The organism is Nocardia sp. NPDC058518, from assembly GCF_042719655.1.
Lineage (GTDB): Bacteria > Actinomycetota > Actinomycetes > Mycobacteriales > Mycobacteriaceae > Nocardia.
In genome coordinates this window covers 65,009-83,530 of the sequence record NZ_JBHXNJ010000016.1, presented here as the reverse complement: position 1 = coordinate 83,530, position 18,522 = coordinate 65,009, and the positions used below count along the sequence as shown (strand labels likewise).

21 protein-coding genes and 1 riboswitch are annotated in these 18,522 nt (G+C 66.3%); of the genes, 8 read left to right on the top strand and 13 right to left on the bottom strand.

Annotation, left to right across the window (positions count from 1 at the left end; genetic code table 11):
• The first annotated feature begins 19 nt into the window (after positions 1-19).
• Together ACFWPX_RS25095 and ACFWPX_RS25090 are read left to right on the top strand one after the other, a co-directional pair.
• On the top strand, positions 20-826 hold the full coding sequence (locus tag ACFWPX_RS25095; protein ID WP_378929556.1) for an alpha/beta fold hydrolase: 807 nt from the start codon (positions 20-22) through the stop codon (positions 824-826).
• Between the two features lie 23 nt (positions 827-849).
• Positions 850-987 (top strand): hypothetical protein, encoded by a 138-nt coding sequence (locus ACFWPX_RS25090; protein WP_378929553.1) that lies wholly within the window; start codon positions 850-852, stop codon positions 985-987.
• Here the strand turns inward: ACFWPX_RS25090 and ACFWPX_RS25085 are convergent, their stop codons facing one another.
• Positions 988-1,884, bottom strand: coding sequence for a LysR family transcriptional regulator ArgP (locus ACFWPX_RS25085; RefSeq protein WP_378929550.1), 897 nt, complete (start codon positions 1,882-1,884; stop codon positions 988-990).
• Positions 1,885-1,955: 71 nt separating this feature from the next.
• Here ACFWPX_RS25085 and ACFWPX_RS25080 point away from each other — a divergent pair, with 71 nt between their 5' ends.
• Positions 1,956-2,576, top strand: a complete 621-nt coding sequence (locus tag ACFWPX_RS25080; protein WP_378929547.1) for a LysE/ArgO family amino acid transporter — start codon at positions 1,956-1,958, stop codon at positions 2,574-2,576.
• A gap of 10 nt (positions 2,577-2,586) precedes the next feature.
• On the opposite strand, the gene ACFWPX_RS25075 is transcribed toward ACFWPX_RS25080, so the two are convergent.
• From ACFWPX_RS25075 to ACFWPX_RS25065, 3 genes are all read right to left on the bottom strand, one after another.
• The gene (locus tag ACFWPX_RS25075) at positions 2,587-2,931 is read right to left on the bottom strand and encodes a hypothetical protein (protein WP_378929544.1); all 345 of its coding nucleotides are present in this window, start codon (positions 2,929-2,931) and stop codon (positions 2,587-2,589) included.
• Between the two features lie 84 nt (positions 2,932-3,015).
• Positions 3,016-3,642 carry a transglycosylase SLT domain-containing protein gene (locus ACFWPX_RS25070; protein WP_378918330.1) on the bottom strand — a complete coding sequence of 209 codons (627 nt, stop codon included), beginning with the start codon at positions 3,640-3,642 and terminating at the stop codon, positions 3,016-3,018.
• Between the two features lie 640 nt (positions 3,643-4,282).
• A complete protein-coding gene (locus ACFWPX_RS25065) occupies positions 4,283-5,356 on the bottom strand; it encodes an alkene reductase (RefSeq protein WP_378929541.1) in 1,074 nt (357 codons plus the stop codon).
• A gap of 112 nt (positions 5,357-5,468) precedes the next feature.
• On the opposite strand from ACFWPX_RS25065, the gene ACFWPX_RS25060 reads away from it, so the two are divergent.
• Positions 5,469-5,897, top strand: a complete 429-nt coding sequence (locus ACFWPX_RS25060; RefSeq protein WP_378918326.1) for a MerR family transcriptional regulator — start codon at positions 5,469-5,471, stop codon at positions 5,895-5,897.
• 1 nt (position 5,898) lies between these two features.
• On the opposite strand, the gene ACFWPX_RS25055 is transcribed toward ACFWPX_RS25060, so the two are convergent.
• The 4 genes from ACFWPX_RS25055 to ACFWPX_RS25040 all read right to left on the bottom strand — a co-directional run bounded on the left by ACFWPX_RS25055 (position 5,899) and on the right by ACFWPX_RS25040 (position 10,732).
• Entirely contained in the window at positions 5,899-7,344 is a 1,446-nt protein-coding gene (locus ACFWPX_RS25055) for an ABC transporter ATP-binding protein (RefSeq protein WP_378929538.1), read from the bottom strand.
• The gene (locus tag ACFWPX_RS25050) at positions 7,337-8,161 is read right to left on the bottom strand and encodes an ABC transporter permease (RefSeq protein ID WP_378929536.1); all 825 of its coding nucleotides are present in this window, start codon (positions 8,159-8,161) and stop codon (positions 7,337-7,339) included. The genes ACFWPX_RS25055 and ACFWPX_RS25050 overlap by 8 nt, the downstream gene beginning before the upstream one ends.
• On the bottom strand, positions 8,158-9,129 hold the full coding sequence (locus ACFWPX_RS25045; RefSeq protein ID WP_378929534.1) for an ABC transporter permease: 972 nt from the start codon (positions 9,127-9,129) through the stop codon (positions 8,158-8,160). The genes ACFWPX_RS25050 and ACFWPX_RS25045 overlap by 4 nt, the downstream gene beginning before the upstream one ends.
• A gap of 73 nt (positions 9,130-9,202) precedes the next feature.
• A complete protein-coding gene (locus ACFWPX_RS25040) occupies positions 9,203-10,732 on the bottom strand; it encodes an ABC transporter substrate-binding protein (RefSeq protein ID WP_378929531.1) in 1,530 nt (509 codons plus the stop codon).
• Positions 10,733-10,841: 109 nt separating this feature from the next.
• Positions 10,842-10,973, bottom strand: a riboswitch (cobalamin riboswitch).
• Between the two features lie 197 nt (positions 10,974-11,170).
• Here ACFWPX_RS25040 and ACFWPX_RS25035 point away from each other — a divergent pair.
• The 4 genes from ACFWPX_RS25035 (at position 11,171) to ACFWPX_RS25020 (ending at position 13,575) form a co-directional block, all read left to right on the top strand.
• Complete coding sequence (locus tag ACFWPX_RS25035) at positions 11,171-11,386, top strand: hypothetical protein (protein WP_378929528.1); 216 nt, start codon at positions 11,171-11,173, stop codon at positions 11,384-11,386.
• Positions 11,387-11,642: 256 nt separating this feature from the next.
• Positions 11,643-12,344: a tyrosine-type recombinase/integrase gene (locus ACFWPX_RS25030; RefSeq protein ID WP_378929525.1), complete on the top strand. Its 702-nt coding sequence runs from the start codon at positions 11,643-11,645 to the stop codon at positions 12,342-12,344.
• Positions 12,345-12,805: 461 nt separating this feature from the next.
• Positions 12,806-13,405, top strand: coding sequence for a helix-turn-helix domain-containing protein (locus tag ACFWPX_RS25025; RefSeq protein WP_378929522.1), 600 nt, complete (start codon positions 12,806-12,808; stop codon positions 13,403-13,405).
• Positions 13,406-13,407: 2 nt separating this feature from the next.
• Positions 13,408-13,575, top strand: a complete 168-nt coding sequence (locus tag ACFWPX_RS25020; protein ID WP_378929519.1) for a hypothetical protein — start codon at positions 13,408-13,410, stop codon at positions 13,573-13,575.
• Between the two features lie 127 nt (positions 13,576-13,702).
• Here ACFWPX_RS25020 and ACFWPX_RS25015 read toward each other — a convergent pair whose 3' ends face one another.
• From ACFWPX_RS25015 to ACFWPX_RS24995, 5 genes are all read right to left on the bottom strand, one after another.
• Entirely contained in the window at positions 13,703-14,677 is a 975-nt protein-coding gene (locus ACFWPX_RS25015; RefSeq protein ID WP_378929516.1) for a hypothetical protein, read from the bottom strand.
• A 2-nt stretch (positions 14,678-14,679) separates the two neighbouring features.
• Positions 14,680-16,050: a hypothetical protein gene (locus ACFWPX_RS25010; RefSeq protein WP_378929513.1), complete on the bottom strand. Its 1,371-nt coding sequence runs from the start codon at positions 16,048-16,050 to the stop codon at positions 14,680-14,682.
• Entirely contained in the window at positions 16,050-17,804 is a 1,755-nt protein-coding gene (locus ACFWPX_RS25005; RefSeq protein WP_378929510.1) for a hypothetical protein, read from the bottom strand. The genes ACFWPX_RS25010 and ACFWPX_RS25005 overlap by 1 nt, the downstream gene beginning before the upstream one ends.
• A 114-nt stretch (positions 17,805-17,918) precedes the next feature.
• A complete protein-coding gene (locus tag ACFWPX_RS25000; protein ID WP_378929507.1) occupies positions 17,919-18,215 on the bottom strand; it encodes a hypothetical protein in 297 nt (98 codons plus the stop codon).
• Entirely contained in the window at positions 18,215-18,382 is a 168-nt protein-coding gene (locus tag ACFWPX_RS24995; RefSeq protein ID WP_378929504.1) for a hypothetical protein, read from the bottom strand. Before ACFWPX_RS24995 ends, ACFWPX_RS25000 begins: the two co-directional genes overlap by 1 nt.
• Between the last annotated feature and the right edge of the window lie 140 nt (positions 18,383-18,522).

The following is an 18,522-nucleotide window of genomic DNA, read 5'->3' as shown; positions in this document are numbered from 1 at the left end:
GGTGGCGGTAGGTTGAGATATGCCCATCGCCTCGCTCAACGGCATTCAGCTCAACTACGACGTCACCGGTTCGGGACCGCTTGTCCTGCTCGTGATGGGTAGTGGGAGTCCTGGACGTGTCTGGCGCAACTATCAGGTGCCTGCCCTGGTCGAGGCGGGTTTCACCGTCGCGACTGTCGACAATCGGGGGATCGCGCCGTCGTCGGAGTCGGCCGGCGGAATCACCATGGCGCAACTGGTCGGTGACACCGCCGCGCTGATCGAACACCTCGGTGCCCCAGCGCATGTGGTCGGTACCTCGATGGGATCGCGGATTGTCGCCGAGCTCGCGTTGGTTCGGCCGGAGCTGCTGCGCAAGGCCGTGATGTTCGCGGCCACCGCGCGTCCGCATCCGGTGACGAGCGCCCTCAGCAAGGGGGAGCAGGCGTTGTTCGACAAGGGGATCCAGTTGCCGCCGGAGTACGCGGCCGCGGTCAAGGCGATGATCAATCTGTCGCCGCACACCCTGGCCGATCCGGCCAAGGCACAGGAGTGGCTCGATATCTTCGAATTCACTTCGGGGAAGGGAACTCCCGGGACTCGGGCGCAAGCGGGGATGGATCGGTCGCAGGATCGGCGGGCGGCGTATCGGGGGATCTCGGTACCCAGCTTGGTTGTCGGGTTCGCCGATGATCAGATGGTGCCGCCTCAGTTCTGCCGGGAGGTCGCCGAGGCGATCCCGACGGCTACCTACACCGAGATCGAACGGTGTGGGCACTATGGGTATCTGGAGCGGCCCGATGAGGTCAATCGCATCCTGATCGAATTCCTCTCCGCTGCTCGATAATTCACCACTCACAAGGATCTGTCATGCGTGATTCCTCGAACTGCCCCGCCTGCGACTACGAGTACACCTATCAGGAGATGAACGGAACGTGGGTGTGTACCGGCTGTGCCAATCAGTGGGGGCTGAGCGTGGTTCCGGATCTCGATGAGACGGTTCGTTAGCTAACCCGGCGTCGTGAGCGCGGATGCCGCGGCCGCGGCGATCGCGGTGGCGACGGCGGTGAGGGCGGGGGAGTGGAGTTTCCACTGCTGCCAGTACAGCGGGACATCGATGTGGGAGTCGCCCTCGATGTTCACCAAAGTGCCTGCGGTGCGATCCTTCTCGGTTTGCAGGTCGGGCAGCATGCCCCAGCCGAGTCCGAGCCGCACCGCGTCGGCGAACGCGCTCGACGACGGCACGTAATGACCCGGCGGATCGACCTGGCGACGGGTGCGGCGGCGTAGCTGGCGGAATTGCAGATCGTCTTTGCGGTCGAAGTGCACGACGGGCGCGTGGGTGTAGGCGGCCGGGGTCGGGCCGTCGGGAAACCAGGTGCGGACGAACCGCGGGGTCGCCGTCGGGCGATAGCGCATCGCGCCCAGCGGGGTCACGGTGCAGCCCTGTACCGGCGTCGCGGTCGCGGTGATCGCGGCTGTCACTGTGCCGTCGCGCAGCAACTGGGTGGTGTGTTCCTCGTCTTCGCGGTGCAGGTCGAAGGAGATCCCGGCGGGCACGCTCGCGAGTGCGGGCATCACCCACGATTCGAGTGAGTCGGCGTTGACGGCGATCGGGATGCGGATCGGCCGGTCGGCGGGGCGGTCGGCATCGCCGAGTTCGCGCGCGGTATCGCCGGCGAGCAATTCCACCTGCCTGGCCAATCGCAGCACCGCGAGCCCGGATTCGGTGGGGCGCACCGGTTTCGAGCGTTGCACCAGCACCCTTCCGGCTGATTCCTCCAGTGCCTTGATGCGCTGGCTGATCGCCGACGGAGTGAGGTTGAGCCTGCGCGCGGCCGCGTCGAAGGTGCCCTCGGTGAGCACGGCGTTGAGCGCGCGCAACTGGTCGAGCTGGAGATCCACATAAGCAACTCTAATGGTTGTGAAGAATCATTAGCTGGACTGAAAATTGACGCTCTCTTAACGTCGAAGGAGTGACGGCATCATCGGCGGCGTTGGCCGCCCTCTCCGGATTGGGCTTCGGGCTCTCGCTCATCGTGGCGATCGGCGCGCAGAACGCGTTCGTGCTGCGCCAAGGGGTGCGTGGGCAGCACGTGTTGCCGGTGATCGCGGTGTGCGCGGTGTCCGACATCGTGTTGATCGGCGCGGGGGTGGCCGGCTTCGGGACGATCGTCGAGTCGTTTCCGGCGGTGCTGACCGTTGCCCGGTACGCGGGGGCGGTCTTCCTGGTCGGCTACGCGCTGCTGGCGGCCCGGCGCGCCCTCGGTTCGTCGGCCTTGATCGCCGAAGCGGCGGGCGCCTCGGTGGCCGTCGGTGCGTCCGTGCTCACCGGCCTGGCTCTGACCTGGCTCAATCCGCACGTGTATCTCGACACGCTGGTCCTGCTCGGTTCCTTCGCCAGCACCTACGCCTCGCCCGACCGCTGGTTCCTGGCCGCGGGCGCCATGCTCGCCAGCGTCATCTGGTTCGTTGCCCTCGGCTACGGTGCTCGCAGGCTCGGTCCGCTCTTCGCGCGTCCGATCGCGTGGCGTGTCCTCGATTCGCTGATCGCGGTGATCATGCTCGCGCTGGCCGTCGGGCTGCTGCTCGCCTGAGCCGGTATCGCTAGGACTCCGCTGTCCACGGCTTCACCGGGGGCTTCACCCACAGCAGTTTCTCGTCAGCGTGTGTGCGCACCGCGGCGGCGTGCTCGGGGTTGCGGGCCGCCCAGGCGTCCTTCTGGTCGAGGAGGTCGGCGACCACCTGCCAGGTCTCGCCGGTGCTCGGCGGGTTGGTGCCGGCGGCGCGGGCCAGCTTGCGCAGGGTGGTCGCGGGCAGGGCGAGGAGTTCGGCGCTGCGGATGTCACGCGACCAGGCGTAGGCGGCCATGCGGCGGGCTTTGGCGACGCGGCTGGCGGTGGCCGCGTCGGAATGCGCGTGATCGGGTGCCTGATCGGCGCTGTCTGGCACGACGGCGATTCTACGACGAAACGCCCCCGCTCCGGTCGGCGATGACCGGAGCGGGGGCGTTACCCCGTCTGTTTGACGGTTGTATCAGTACGCGCTGTTGACGTTGTCCATCGAGCCGTAGCGGTTGGCCGCGTAGTTGCAGGCCGCGACGATGTTGGACACCGGGTTCCACACGTCGAAGGGAGTGCCCTCGACGTGGTAGGCCGCGAAGGTGGGGTCGATCACCTGGAGCAGGCCCTTGGAGGGGATGCCGTTGATCGCATTGATGTCCCACAGGTTGATCGCCTGGGGGTTACCGGTCGACTCACGCATGATGTTGCGGTGGATGCCCTCGTAGCTGCCGGGGATGCCCTTGGCGGCCATGATGTCGAGAGCCTCGGTGATCCAGCCGTGCAGGTTGTCCTCGTAGGACTTCACCTCGGGCATCGGGGCCGGGGCGACCTCGGGAGCCGGAGCGGCCTGCGGCGCGGGGGCCGGAGCGGCCTGCGGCGCGGGCGCCGGGATGGCCTGAACAGCAGGTGCGGCGCCGACGGCGGGGATGTTCTCCACCTGCTCGACGATGGCGGCACGCTCGGGGACGCTGTCGTCGGCGAACGAGACGGCGGAGGACGCGGCTACGGCGACCAGACCGACCGCGGCAACTGCCACGGTGAACGCCTCACGGCGCGAGCGACGGCCGATAACGGTGCTGAGCTTGTCTTTGATGAGCATGTTTCTTCTGTTCCTTCATCTCTGTCTGGCGACGCAGGCCCTGGAGGAGGGCGCGATGGATCGCGCAGCGCGCACGGGAGTACACGCCGGTCAGGCGATGCGTTGTTTCTGTCTGTATGGGGAAGGTGCGACACTGTCGGGGGACGAACGCTCGGTGGCAGTTCATCGCTGGCGTCGCACGGTGCTCCACAGCTGGCTGCGGGGAGACCACGCGCTGTTCGGTGCTATCGGAGGTTGGATACTTCCGGGCTAACCAAACCGCAGGTCCGTTTGTGACCTGATGACAGAATGGTCACGAAGGGTTAACGCAAGGTAAACGAAACTTGAACGGCAAACGTTGCCGATCTTGTTTCCTTTCCGGGCAGTTGCAGAATCGTTATGTATGCAGGAGGTTTAGAACTCCGAACTACGTGGTGGCCGTCACAAAAATAGTTCGCCCGAATCGGGTTTTGCGGGGGTTTGCGCAGCTCGGGGGAGTCCGAACCGGGGTCTGAGCGCTCGAGCGCGGGATTCTCCATGGCGGTTCGATAACGAGACCGTGACCGTCGTCTGGCAGGCGACCCGCAGCAGAACGACCGCATCCCGGCAGTTGTGGTAACTGCCGGGATGCGGTCGTTGGTGCGCCGTCACTCGAACTGGCTCATGCGGCGTACTGATGCGCCGGGTAGGTCAGGTAGCCGTTGTCTCCGCCCTGGTAGTAGGTCGATTCGTCCGCCGGTGCGAGTGGCAGGTGGTTGCGCAATCGTTCGACGAGATCCGGGTTGGCGAGGAAGGCTCGACCGAAACTGATGAGATCCGCGCCGAGTTCCAGCCAGTGCTCGGCCTCGGTGAGTCCGGTCTGCTTCGGTCCCATCGGCAGCACCGGGTTCATGATGAGCGTGCCCGGCCATGTCCGCCGCAACTTCAGCAGCACCTCGTGGTCGGTGGTCGCCTCCAGATGGACATAGGCCGGATCGAGGCGAGCGAGTTCGGTCAGCAACTCGCGGTACAGCGCGGGGACATCGGTTTCCGCCACACCCCAGAACTCCCCGCCCGGGGACAGGCGGATACCGGTCCTGGTCGCACCGACCGCGTCGACGGTGGCGGCGACCGCCTCGACGGCGAACCGGATGCGGTTGCGGATCGAACCGCCGAAGCGGTCGGTGCGCAGGTTCGCGTTCGAGGACAGGAACTGCGAGATCAGATACCCGTTCGCACCGTGCAGTTCGACGCCGTCGAAACCGGCGTCGACGGCCCGGCGCGCTGACTCGGCGTAGGCCTCGACGTGCTCGGGGATCTCGGCGATGTCCAGGGCGCGCGGCACGGGCACGGGCTGTGGTCCGGTGGGGGTGAACACTTCGCCGGTAGCGGGCACGGCGGACGGGCCGACCGGCTGCAGTCCGGTGGTGTCAGGGTGGGAGACCCGCCCGCCGTGCATGATCTGGGCGAAGATGCGGCCACCGTTGACGTGCACCGCGTCGGTCACCTGCCGCCACGCCGCGACCTGTTCGTCGGTGTGCAGTCCGGGGGTGCCCGGATTGGATTGTCCCACCGGGTTCGGGTGCGTTCCCTCGCTCACGATCAAGCCGGCGGTCGCCCGCTGAGCGTAGTAACTGGCCATCGATGGGGTGGCCAGGCCGCCCGCGGCGGCGCGGACCCTGCTCATCGGGGCCATCACCACGCGGTTGGGCAGTACCAGGTCACCGAGCCGAGAGCTTTCGAATAGGGATGCCATGTCGCTTCTCCAGATAGTCCGACTCGCCGGGTTGCCGGCGATAGATCTACGCTAAAAGCTGACACGGATGTGAGAGGCAACGGTCTGTGTCGCAGATCACGAGGAGGAACCTGTGCGGATCGGGGAGTTGTCCACCAACACGGGAGTCAGTGTCCGGTCGCTGCGCTACTACGAGGAACAGGGGCTGCTGACCAGCACTCGAAGTCCCAGCGGCCAACGGCATTACACCCTCGACCACGTCGACCGGGTGCTGCTGCTGCGCCGGCTGTACGCGGCCGGGGTGTCCAGCCGCACGATCTCCCAGCTGCTGCGCTGTGTGGACGCTCCCAGCGAGCAGAATTCCGAGCTCGCCTTCGAGCGGATGGCTCAGGAACGTGACCGGTTGACCGACCACATCGCCGAACTCACCCGTGCTCGCGACGCCCTCGACGGCCTCATGGATGTCAACCGCGCGCATCACCCGCGCGCACCGGCGCAACCCCGCGCCGATGCGGTGATGCGCGCCCGATGCGACGCCACCCGGCTCGCGGAGTCCGGCTGAGCTAACGGTCGAGAGCGGTTGCGGGTGAGCCCGTTTCGATGATTCGTCCGGCGTCGACGACCGCGACCCGATCCGCGCGGGGCAGGTAACCGCGCAGGTCGTGACTGATCACCAGCACCGCGGCGCCGGTGCGGTGCCGGTACTCGTCGAGGTGGTCCAGAATCCGTTGGGCCAGAGGCTGATCCAGCGACGTGGTGATCTCGTCACACACGAGGACTCGTGGCCGGGCGCCCAGTGCCCTGGCCAGCGCGGCACGCTGCAACTGGCCACCTGACAACCCGGCCGGATAACGCTCGGCTTGATGGTGGTCGATTCCCAGGTGGTGCAGTATCTCGAGCGCGTCCGCCGTCGCGCGGGCACGGTCGGTGCCGGTCAGCCGGATCGCGGTGGCGGCGACTTGGTCGAGGACGGTGCGGCGCGGGTCGAACGACGCGGCGGACTCCTGCCAGACGTACTGCACCGCGGCGATCTGGGCTCGGGTGCGTCGCCGTAGCGACGGCAGCGGGCGGTCGTCGAGGCGTACTTCGCCCACGTCCGGGGTGACGAGTCCGGCGATGCAGCGGCCGATCGTCGACTTGCCCGCGCCGGACGCACCGATCATGGCCAGCATCTCGCCGCGACGCAGTTCGAGGTCGACGGCGTGCAGGACGGTCGAACCGCGGTACGACACCGATACTTCGCGTACCCGCAACGCGGGCTCGGCCGGTGCTTTCGGCGTTCGATCGAGAGGCCCGGTGGTCACCGCTACCGGTAGTTCGCCGGTTTCGTGGAGACGGCCGTGACGGATGAACAGGGTGCGATCACTGACCTGTTCGAGGGCGAACGTGTCATGGGTGACGAGAACGACGGCCTTGCCCGCGCGGCGCAGATCATCGAGCCCGGTGAGCAGTTTCGCGCGCGCGATCGGGTCCAGCCCCACGGTCGGCTCGTCTACTACGAGCACGTCGGGGTCGAAGGTCAGTACCTGGGCCAGGGCGAGCCGGGCACGTTCGCCACCGGAGAACTCGAACGGATATTTCCGCAGGACGCCACCGAGTGCGTCGATATCGAAGGCCGCGGCCGCCAAGGTCTCGGCGATGCGACGTTGCCGCTCGGCTCGACTGCTCCCGCGGATCCCGTTGCGGCGTCGGCGGATTCGATCGAGTTCGCCGAGTGCGGTGCCGATCCTGCGGGCGGGATTCAGTGTCCCCGCCGCGTTCTGGGGGAGGTAGCCGATGCGGACCGCGCCGCGGCGACCGTGGAGAACCTGTCCGGAGACGACGGTGCCCGCCGCCGGAACACCGGCGAGCGCGGTAGCGATGGTGGTCTTGCCCGCACCGGAGGGCCCGAACAGTGTCACGATCTCGCCGCCGTGTACGTCGAGGTCGACCCCGTCGACGAGCACGGTCTCGCCTGCGCTGACCCGCAGACCGCGCACCCGGATGAGAGGTTCCTCGGTATCAGCCATGCCGGTCCGCCCGGACTGCCCGCCGAGCGGCCAGGGTGCGTGGGTCAGCGAGCATGTCGTCGGCGAGCAGATTGATCCCGATGATGAGCAGCACGATCAGCCCGCCCGGCAGGACGACCGACCAGGGGGCGATGGTCAGCGCGTCCTTGTTGGCGGCCACCGACACCGCCCAGTCGGTGGAGGTGGTGTCGAAGCCGAGGCCGAGGAAGTTCGCCGAAGCGAGGAAATAGACGGCGGCGGTGAAGCGGATAGCGAGGTCGGCGGCGATCGGCCGGGCCATCGCCCTGGCGGTGTAGTTCCCGTAGCGGAAGGTGCGGCTCTCACCCTGCATCCGCAGCGCGTCCATCACCGGGCCGCGCACTGTCCCCTTGGCCGCCATCCGGACGAAACGGGTGATCGGCGCGATCAGCGCGAGTCCGATCGCGCACGCGATCGCCACCGCGGACCCGCGCGTGCGCAGGGCCGCCACCATGATGATGAGCAGCGAAGGCAGACAGAGCATCACGTCGATCGGACGCATCAGCAATTCGTCGATCCACGCTCGAGGTGCCGCCGCGGCGGCGAGACCGATCGCCGCGCCGACGACGTAGGCGAGCGCGACGGTGACGGCCGCGATGAGGATGAAGGTCTGCCCACCGGTGAGTGCCGCGGCCAGGACATCACGTCCGAGCCGATCGGTGCCGAACGGGGACCATTCCGAGGGACCGAACGGAGCCTGCCGCCGCGTCGGCGCGGCGCCGGCGAAGAACGGACCGGTGGAGGCGACGATCAGCGGCACCGCGACGATGCCCGCGTAGATCCAGCGGCGCGTGGTCATCGGGCCGAGCTTTCGGCCGAATGCGGGACCATCCGTTGCCCGGCGATATCGATGGCGGTGTTGATCCCGATCGCGATCACACCGGTGATCGCGACGATCGCCAGGATCACCGGGTCGTCGCGATTACCGATGGCACCGATCAGCGTCGAGGCGATACCGGGAACCACGAATATCGCCTCGACGATCAGCACGCCGGAGAGCAGCCCGTCACCGGTGCGTCCGAGTTCCTGCATCGCGGGCGCGAGCGCGTTGGGTGCGACGTGGCGTGCCAGCAGCGATACCCGGCCGACCCCGAGCCGTCGGGCCTGGGCGATATAGGGCTGATCGATCACGTCGATCACCCCGGCGCGCACGAGCCGAACCAGGGGAGCGGCGACGCGGGCGACCATCACCACCAGTGGCAGCACCAGATACTCCGGCCGGTCGAGCAAGGTGTCGAGGTCGGTGCCGAGGAACGTCGCGGGGAGCAGGCCGAGTTCGAGGGAGACATAGCTGACCAACAGCACCGCGAGGACGAAGTCCGGAATGGAATCCAGGCCGATACTGATCGTGGTGACGAGGCGATCAACCCACGATCCCGGCCGCAGCCCCGCCGCGAACCCGGCCGTGACAGCGATGGGGACCAGCAGCACGAATGCCAGCGCGGCCATCAGCGCGGTAGTCAGCAACGGGTCCGCGATCACCTCGGCGACCGGGCGGCCGTTGGCATAGGAGACACCGAAGTCGCCCGTCACCGCGTCACCGAGCCAGTCGGCGAAGCGTCTGACCGGCGCGACATCGAGTCCGAGCAGTTGCCGTGCCGCCGCCCGCTGTTGTTCGCCGAGTACATCATTGCTCTGCACATCGGCCGCGTCGCCGGGCAACAGCAGCGACAGCCCGAACACCAGCACCATCAGTATGCTGAGCTGCCCTGCTCCGATCACGCTGCGGCGCACCAGGAATCGGGCATACGGTGTCGAAACACGCACGGACGCTACCGAATACTGGTCACGATGCGGCGATCCCAGCGGTTGACCCAGTACCGCGCCGCGTTCAGGACGGTCATCGAGCACCCACTCGGTTGAATCGAGCCCAACCGTGCGAATTGGGCACGGCGTCCGGCAGGTTCTGGAACCGATCGCGGGCGGCAGTGTTCCACGCCGTATTGCCGAAGAACACGAATCCACCTCTGTCGTAGAGGATCTCGTGCATCGTCTGATAGATCGCCGCGCGGGCCTGCTCGGTCGGTGTCGCCTGTGCCCTCGCGTACAGGGCGTCGAACTCCGGGTCGGACCACTTCGTCCGATTCTGTGGTGAACCGGTCAGCAGCCGCGAGGCGAAATGGTTCGGAATCGGCAACGGTCCGGACTGGCCCATCGTCAGCTGGCCGGTGTTGAGCGCGTCGGTGTAGTAGGTGTCCTTCGAGCCGAGGACGACATTCACCTTGACCCCGCAGCGTGCGGCATGCTCGGCGAAAAGCCTTGCCGTCTCGACGAATCCGTGCGCGACGGGCGCGGTGAAAAGATCGAACGACAGGTCGCGCACCCCGGCACGACTGAGCAGGCGCCCCACCTCGTCGGGGTCGAAGCTGTGTTGGGGCAGGTCGGCGGAGTACTGGAAGCCCTTGCCGAAAACATCGTTGCCGACCTCTCCCTGGCCCTCCAGCGCGACCTTGACCAGTTCGTCGCGGTCCAGCATCCGCATCACCGCCCGGCGGACGTCAGGGTTATCGAACGGTGCCCGGTCGGTCTTCATGGCGAAGAAATAGATTCCACTGTTCGGGGTCGATCCCAGCGAGACCCCGCGCTTGCCCTGCAAGGTCCGAACCGCCGAGGGTGTGAGGTTGTCGGCGTAGTCGATCTCGCCGCTCTGCACGGCCGAGAGCCTGGCGTCGGATTCCGCGCTCACGATCCGTAACCGGCGGATCTCCGGTGCGCCGTCCCAATAGTGATCGTTGGCGGTGGCGACGAACTGCCTTCCCGCTTCGAAGGACTCGAACACGAACGGGCCGGTGCCCACCGGCCGGTCGAAATCGGTGGCACCGTTCTGCACGATCTTGGTTCCGTAGGCCGACAGCGCGATCAGGAACTCGAAAGACGGTTCGGTGAGCGCGATCTCGACGGTGCGGGCATCGACGGCACGGCTCCGCGCCAGGTCGACGTTCGCCAGCGACGACGCGGCGATGAACGGGCGCCGCTGTGGCGGGCCGAGCACCCGCGAGAACGTGTACAGCACGTCATCGGCGGTGAACGCCTTCCCGTCGTGCCAGCGCGCCTCACGCAGCGCGATCCGCCATCGTGTGCCGTCGGCGTTCGGCTCGGCCGAAACCGCCAGCCGGGGAATCGGTGTCATCGTCGCATCGATCTCGAACAACCCGTCGTAGACCGATTTCATCCTGGCCTCGTCGATGAACAAGGTGTTCACGCCGGGGTCGATGCCTTCGCCCGCACCCGAACCCTGGAAGGCCGCGGTGAAGGTGTCGACCGCACCGTCCGCGGATGTCGATGACCGGTTGCAGCCGGCCAGAACAGTGCCCGCGGCGAGCGCGCCACCGAGCAGGAACGTGCGACGACGCAGAGTCGAGGACTGCATGGGAAGAGCTCCTATCGCGTCTGGCTCTCACGCGATGAGGACATGCGGAAACAAGCCGTTAGAGCACGGCTCGGTTCGGCGCATCGATCAATACCCACGTGATCACGACCGTGTTCAGTACCTCATCCGCAGGTATCTGGCTTCGGCCCGCGCACGGGCCTCACAGTTGCGGGACAGCGCCGGACTCGCACCGGACTTCCCTACAGACAGGCGTCATCCTACGCATACACGTGCGGTCGGTGACGGCTCCGATCGGTGAAACGAAGGAAGCCCCTGACCATTTGACCTGGTCAGGGGCTTCCTGTTGTGCGCCATCAGGGACTTGAACCCCGAACCCGCTGATAAGCGCACTCGGTCCGCGTTGCCGCAGGTGACGCAGCTCGATCACTACCGGTGGGCTGCCGACGTTGCCCGCGTTGCCCGCGTGGGGCGTGCGGCATGAGCGCCAAGACTGTGACTGTGGTCACATCCGAGGATGAGCCGACGATCACGCGAAGTGAATTGGTAATCCTGCTGCGACTCGCCGAAGCTTCCGGCCAGAACTACATAATCCAGTTCGGCACCGACCATGCAACGCGGCATCTCGCGTACACGGTGCGCTGGGACAATCTGCTTGCCGCACTGGGCATTTCACATTCGGAATTGGCGTTGTGATCGCGCGTCGCTATACCACGACAAGGTTGGTAAAAGGTAGGTCCACAAGGCATTATTTTGTGGGTCTTAAATCCGGAGGTTCCAAGTCCGGTTGTGCGAATCTTTGCCCATGACCAGAGTGAGGGGGAACAACCGGCCAGTACCAGCCGGTTGGGCAAATCCCATTACCGATTGGACAGCCGCGTTGCGCGCCAGTGGGGCACCTGCCACCACGTGCACAACGCGGCTGTCCCATATCCGGCGACTGGCGCGCGGCATGGGCGAGAACTCCTCGCCATGGGGCGTAACCACCGATCAGCTGATCGCGTGGGCTGGCGCCCAGGACTGGCAGCGCGAGACGCGCCGGTCCTTCCGATCGTCGGTGCTGATGTTCTACCGGTGGGCAGTCGACGCCGGGCGCACCGAGACGAACCCGGCCGAGAAGCTGCCGAAGGTCAAAGCGGCCGATCCGACCGCGATGCCAGCGCCGGAGCCGGTCTACTCGCGGGCGCTGGCAACAGCCCAGCCACGAGAACGGTTGATGCTGCGTCTTGCTGCGGAGTGCGGGTTGCGTCGGGGTGAGGTCGCCCGCGTCCACAGCAATGACCTTGTGCAGACGTTCGACGGCTGGACGTTGGTAGTTCACGGCAAGGGCGGCAAGACACGGAACATGCCGCTACCGGATGATCTCGCGGCCGAGCTGCGCAAGCTGCCGCCCGGCTGGGCCTTCCCAGGGTCCGATAAGGGTCACTTATCGGCGGCTTGGGTGGGCAAGCTGATCGCCCGGTTGATGCCTGGTGTGTGGTCGATGCACTCGCTTCGGCACCGGTTCGGCACGGTGGCCTACAGCGTCGACCGAGACATCCTCGTGGTGCAGGAACTACTAGGCCACGCCTCGCCGGTGACCACGCAGCGATACGTGCGGCTACCGTCCGAGTCCTTGCGCCGCACGGTGAACGCGGTCCAGCGGACAGCCTGATATAGCAGAACCCCCCACCGCCGTTGTGGCAGTGGGGGGTTCCGCTGTTCACGGGCTGCGCGGTCATTCGCCTATTGCGCGCAGCCCGTCCGGGTGAGCGGCCATCCACCTACGGATGACCGCATCTACTTCGGCTTGTGTCGCGGACGTCGACCGCTCCCGGTCCTGCTCGCGTAGGCCATCGGCAACGCGGCGCATCGTTTCGGCATCCGCCCTTACTGCGTCTCGCATGATCCTGTCCGCCTCTCTCACGGCCTCACGTTCGATCCAGCTGCGGCCCCACACGAACCACCAACGTGCGCCCATCGTGTCCCCTACAGGGTCAAAATTGTCGGGACGTTTCTGTCCCCCTGCTGGACAGTGAAGCACGAGATCCCCTGTGTTGGACAGACAATCAGGGGTACCCTTTGGACGTAGTTGTCCAGACATATTTGTCCAACTCAGGGGCAGGAAAAGGCGATATGACCAGCATCGGCGGCAACATGCGCACTCGGCGCGAGGCGCTGAAAATCAGCAGAGCAGCACTGGCAAGGGCCCTGGACACCAACGAGACACAGGTAAAGCGCTGGGAGACACAAACGTCCCCGCCGTCGGATCGACTGGTCGACATCGCCAAGGCGCTGGACATGTCCGTTGGACAGCTTCTCGGCCTCATGCCGATCGGGCTGGACATGTCGGGGAAGTGGAATGCGGTGTGGCAGACCAGCCGTCGCGGTGAGGCGACGATCAACACCCACGAACTCGAGGCGACGCACGCGGGCGAGTTCGTCAACTTCCGAGCGACCGGCGATTACGGCTGGAACTCAGACCAGCAGCTCTACGGCACGTCACTCGCGGGCACCTACCGCGCGGTCGAGGTCCACCGCAACGAACACGGCTCGCTGTATTTCGTCCTCGGTCACACCGGCGACGCTGCCATTGGCCGCTGGTCGGGCCAGTGGGTAGACGGAATCCTCGGCGGCGGATACGGGGTGCTTGCCCGTGACCCCGTGCGCGCCGAACTGCTACTCGAATGGCTCATGCGGCACGACGGCCCGATTACCGAATTCCCGGAGGTCTAACCATGGCTCAGTCGGACAACGAAGAGTATTACCGCTCGGTGCACAAGGCGCACGTGGGCGATCACGCGGAGACGCTGCGGGAACTGACACCAGACGAGCGCGAAGCGGCGCGAGCCAGGCAGGAACGCACGCGCGAAATCGGGGAACTCGGCGGGCGTGCCGACACCTAGCGCGCGGTTCGGTCGCCTGCGGTCCGTTTACGCGCCGAAGATGATAAGTGCACTCGGGCGTTTGACCTGCGATGATGTCGAGGCCGGCGAGCGGCCGCGGCGAGGCCGGCGAGCACCCTCGGTCCGCTTACGCCGGGCGGACCAACGTGGCAGTCAGTCGCCCCCGAACGTCTGCCGCGACGAGTGCGCCGCCAGCGAGAACACCGCCGGAATCGTGGGAGACGATCAGCCGTAGAACGTCGCCCGCGACCAGTGGCCGGGTGCCCGTCACCGAGGTGTTGTCGATCCAGGCGTTTGCGTTTGTGGCAGTCGACAGGATCGCGCCACCGACGACACTGCTGTTCTTGGTGACCTTGACGGCACGGCGCCCGGTGGAGTTGCCAGCCCATGGCCATTCCGCTTCGATCAGGTACAGGCCGGGTACGCGAATGGTGATGCCGACCGAACTGTATTGCGCCGCTTCACCTGCGGGCCGGTAGTCCCACGCGGCAGAGTTCCACGACACCACTGTGTCTGTCGCGTTGTTGATGTTGACCGACGATGTACGAATGGCGCACGCCGAGGCCGGTACAGGCGCAGCCGCACCGGCCGGGCCGGTCGCACCGGTGGCGCCGGTCGCACCGGTGGCGCCCTGGATACCCTGCGGGCCCACGGCACCGGCCGGGCCCTGGACACCCTGCGGGCCCTCGGGCCCGGCCGGGCCCTGCACTGCGCCGAGGTCATGCCATGCGGTGCCATCCCACACGTGGAGGTGTCCGTCGTCGGTGGTGTACGCCGCCCCTGCGTCGGCGGGTGTGAGCGTCGGCAGCTGGGCGGCGGTGGCCACGGCGCCGCGCAGCTCGATGCCGTCGCCCTGCGGGCCCTCGGCACCGGTGGCGCCCTGCACGCCCTGGATGCCCTGCGGTCCGGCCGGGCCGGTGGCGCCGGTCGGGCCCTGGATACCCTGCGGGCCCTGCGGTCCCTCGGGGCCGGGCGCCTTGCTGATCTGGGTCAGCACGGTGTCTACCTTTTCCATGCTCTGGCGATTCATGGCCGGGTAGCTGGCAACGGGATCGGTGCCGGTGGCGTAGATCAGTTGGTAATTCGGTGTCTGTCCGGCCATTGTTATGCATCCCCTTGGTAGACAACTTTATCCGGCATGTCGTACATATCGAACGCGGTGAGACCGGGGTCTAGATAGGCGCTGCCCGGTGCATCGAATGGCCAGCCAGCGGGCATGTTGTCCCACGTGATCGGCGTGGTATTGCCCCAGTTGCCGCACCATTTCGGATTGATCGTGATTTCCCAATGGTCGTCTAGGTACCGGATCGTTCCGCCGTTGGCCTGTACTTGATTCTTGGCGCCGAGGACAGCGGCCAGGGGGCTGCCGCCCATCGTGATTTCGCCTGCATTCTCGTAGGCGCGGGTCATGCATTTCGCATTGCTGATGCCGAGGAATCCGCCACCCACCGAGGTATCCCACGTGATCGGCGGCAGCTTCGGGTTTTGCATATTCGCGCCGTACATTGAATAGAGATCCTGGCAGACCTGTGTCACGGTCGATTCCGTCGACAGCCAAGAGTCATACGTCAGGGTGCGTTGGTGGCCGCCCGGCGTCATCACGAGCATGTGTTCCACGTCGGCCGGATCGTAGTAGTGACAGGCGATCGTGTTGATAGATGATGCTGTGCCACTGTCCAATTCGGCTGCGCCATCAAAGAAGCACTCACGGCCGGGCATGACCGTTGACTGATAGGTGATCGTGTCGTAGACCACCGAGACCGGGTGATAGGTGACCATCTGCCGGTTGTCGTTGTCGACGTAGGCGCGCCAGTGCCGGGCCGTGGGATCGGTCCACCGGCGCACACCACGGATGGCGTTCGTGTCGTGGGCGTAGGTCCACCAATTCCCGAGGCTGATATAGAACGCGTCCAACCATTGACGCAGGTTCGTGTTATTCGTGTCGTATATTCCGCACGGCCAGTTAACCGTCTGCGGCTCGAAATAGACGCCCTCCAGATCAATACCGCCACCGTTGGCCGCATTCTTAATCAGGTTCGCCCTGATGATCAGAGTGTCATTATGGCTCAGCGTGTTCGGGCCGAACCCCACATTTACTACGTCGGTAATCTTGTCGCTCCCGACAAGCGTGACGATGAATCCACGCGAGAATTCTTGCGGCACATTCGGGCGCGGGCCCACCGCAATTTTGTAGGCGTTCACCCGGCCACGGAAAAACACGAACGTCTCGCCCGAATGGGTCCATTGCAGTGTGAGCGGTTTGCCTACAACGTCATCGGTAAAGAACGTGTCGCCCATTGGTACCCAGATTTTTACGGTGACGATCGCGGCCACCACGTCGGCATCCTCGGACGTGCGTCCCCACGTAAGGGCCAGGTCGTCAATCGCGACGTTGGTATTGGTGGCCGGGCCGCCCGTGGTCGGCAGCGATATACCGTCGATCAGGATGGTTGGCTTCGGCATGATGCGGGCCATCAGCCGACCACCTGCACGCGGCGGGCAGCGATCATGCCGGACAATCGCTGATCGTCGGCCAGCAGCTGGCGCACCTGGCGCGCGACCGAGGTCGGATCGAGCGCGCCAGTGATCGTGATGTTCACCGTCTGCACGGTGCCGCCGCCACTGCCGCCCGGCGCGGCCATCGCGGCGAACGCACCGGCCAGGCCGGTGCCACCGGCGAACGCTGCCACCGTGGGCGACGGCACGGCGAACGTGGCGCCGCCACCGGCAGCGCCGAACCCTGGCAGCCAGGACGGTGGACTGGGCCACTTGATCCGGCCTATCCAGCTGATCAGGGAACTGATCGCGTTCACTACCGCGTTGATCGCGCCGACGACCACGCCGAGGCTGGCGGACACGGCGCCGCCCATCATCGAGGCCAGCGACGCAGCGGCACCGACGACAGCAATTATCAAGGGGGACAACGCAACTAGCAGATTCGCCAGCGGCGGCAACAGCGAGGTGATCAGGGACAGGATCGTGGGCATGATCGGCAGCAGCGCGGCCAGCAATTCGACGAACGCGCCGATCAGGCCGGGCAGCACCGGCGCCAGAGTCTGAATCGCGGCGACGAGATTGGCGCCGATCTCGCCCGCTACCTGTGCGATCACTGGCGCCATCTGAACGAACAGATCAGCGATGATGGGCAGCACCGGCAGCAGAGCAGCGGCCAGTGCCTCGGCGACAGCTTGGAAGGCGGGCGCCAGGGCCTGGACTACCTGCGCCAGACCACCGAGCAGGATCGCGGCCACTTGCGCCAGCGGCGGAATCAGGGGCGCGATCGCGGTCAGCAGTGAGGCGAACGCCGAGGCGATCACGGGCAGCACCGGCGCCAGGGCCTCGAACACCTGCACTAGCGCAGTGCCGATCGTGCCAGCCATCTGCACAAGGGACGGCATCATGGCTGTGAGCGCGTTGCCGAGGATCGTAAAGGCTTGTCCCAGAACGGGACCGATCACGGCGCCGAGGCGTCCGAGCAGTTCGACCAGGGGGCCGATGAACACGGCCAGGCCGGACAGCGCTTGCGCGAACCCGTCCATAAGGCGCGTCATCGTGCCGTCCTCGGACAGCCGAGAGAACGCCTTACCGATCTCGCCGAACACGCTGCCGAACGCGGCGCCCATCTTGTCCGCCACCGGCGCGGCGGCTGCGCCCATGTCGAGAATGCCGCGCGTCATCTGCGCCAGGCCGGGCGCCATCGCGCCGATGAACTTCTGTGTGCCGACCAACAGCTGATCGAGGGCGGCAGCGCCGGGCCCGGCCAGCTCACCGACGACCGCGCCGAACACGGTCGACACTGACGACGCAATACCTTGCATGGCCGGGGTGATCCGGTCCATGACGCCCGACAGCTGTTGAAATGCTGGCGCCATCTCGCGCGCAAACGTCTGTGAAACAGCAGCTTTCAGCCGATCGAGCGCGGGTTTGGCGCCCTGCGCAGCTTGCTTGATGCCATCCATGCCGAGGGCGATCGCGGCGACTGCGGGCCCGGCCAGCACACCGAGGCCGACCAGGCCGATACCGAGTGAGCCGACCGCACCGGCAGCGGCAGCAGCGGCACCGGTGAGCGCCGCTATCTTGGTGGTCGTGCGGGCTACTCGGTCGACCGCCCGGCCAGCCGAGGCAGCCGCACGCGCCAGCCTGTTCGCCGCGCGCTGCGCCGCGTTGAACCCGGCGCCGCCTAGCTGGCTGATGATGTGAACGGCGAGCACTGCGCTACCGGCTGCCACGGCGAACCTCCTCGGCTTGCTCTTCCAAAATGTCTAGGGCCGTTGCGATTTCCTCGGGCGACGCTTCCCACCACACCGCCGGGGCGGTGTGCGTCGCGAGCGCCAGGCCGACGACTAGACGCCCGTAGTCGTCGGGGCCGTAGGGTCCACCTCGGGCGCCTCGGCCATGTCGTAGGCGCTCACTTCATTGGCGAATTGGTCGAACCCCTGCGGGAACTTGCCGGTGCGGTAGAGCGCAGCCCAGCACAGGAACATCAGCCACAGGTCGGGGTCGTCTTGCTGGCTGGGCCACTTGTGCCGCTGCGCGGTTTCGGACCACCGTTTGCGGTCTGCGCCAATGATTTCGACGGAATCGTGTTCGGTGCCGTCGACCATGAGAATGTCGATCAGCAGTCGCTGTACCTTGCCCATCAGATACCTCTCACTCGCCCGAGGGCGCGGTCTGTGTTGTCGGTGAATTGGCGTAGCCAGGTGGCTTCTACGCGGCGCATGCCGTCGTACATGAACGCCCGTGCGCGGATGTTGCGCGCGGGCCACCCGTAGTTCTGGACGGCTGCGTAGACGATCGGGGTTGACACCGTGCGTCCGTTGGCACGGATCGACCGGGACAGGCGCCCGGACTTTCTGGGCGCAGCTGCGCGGGCAGCGCGCGCCGCGATCTGGGCAGCCTTCTTGCTCGGCTCACCCGATCGGAGATCGCGTTGCGCGCGGTTCATGG

Coding starts and splice junctions, on each gene's coding strand:
- ACFWPX_RS25095 (WP_378929556.1), top strand. CDS start 20: ATGCCCATCGCCTCGCTCAACGGCATTCAGCTCAACTACGACGTCACC.
- ACFWPX_RS25090 (WP_378929553.1), top strand. CDS start 850: ATGCGTGATTCCTCGAACTGCCCCGCCTGCGACTACGAGTACACCTAT.
- ACFWPX_RS25070 (WP_378918330.1), bottom strand. CDS start 3,642: ATGCTCATCAAAGACAAGCTCAGCACCGTTATCGGCCGTCGCTCGCGC.
- ACFWPX_RS25065 (WP_378929541.1), bottom strand. CDS start 5,356: ATGGCATCCCTATTCGAAAGCTCTCGGCTCGGTGACCTGGTACTGCCC.
- ACFWPX_RS25055 (WP_378929538.1), bottom strand. CDS start 7,344: ATGGCTGATACCGAGGAACCTCTCATCCGGGTGCGCGGTCTGCGGGTC.
- ACFWPX_RS25050 (WP_378929536.1), bottom strand. CDS start 8,161: ATGACCACGCGCCGCTGGATCTACGCGGGCATCGTCGCGGTGCCGCTG.
- ACFWPX_RS25040 (WP_378929531.1), bottom strand. CDS start 10,732: ATGCAGTCCTCGACTCTGCGTCGTCGCACGTTCCTGCTCGGTGGCGCG.
- ACFWPX_RS25035 (WP_378929528.1), top strand. CDS start 11,171: ATGAGCGCCAAGACTGTGACTGTGGTCACATCCGAGGATGAGCCGACG.
- ACFWPX_RS25030 (WP_378929525.1), top strand. CDS start 11,643: ATGGGCGAGAACTCCTCGCCATGGGGCGTAACCACCGATCAGCTGATC.
- ACFWPX_RS25025 (WP_378929522.1), top strand. CDS start 12,806: ATGACCAGCATCGGCGGCAACATGCGCACTCGGCGCGAGGCGCTGAAA.
- ACFWPX_RS25020 (WP_378929519.1), top strand. CDS start 13,408: ATGGCTCAGTCGGACAACGAAGAGTATTACCGCTCGGTGCACAAGGCG.
- ACFWPX_RS25015 (WP_378929516.1), bottom strand. CDS start 14,677: ATGGCCGGACAGACACCGAATTACCAACTGATCTACGCCACCGGCACC.
- ACFWPX_RS25010 (WP_378929513.1), bottom strand. CDS start 16,050: ATGGCCCGCATCATGCCGAAGCCAACCATCCTGATCGACGGTATATCG.
- ACFWPX_RS25000 (WP_378929507.1), bottom strand. CDS start 18,215: ATGGGCAAGGTACAGCGACTGCTGATCGACATTCTCATGGTCGACGGC.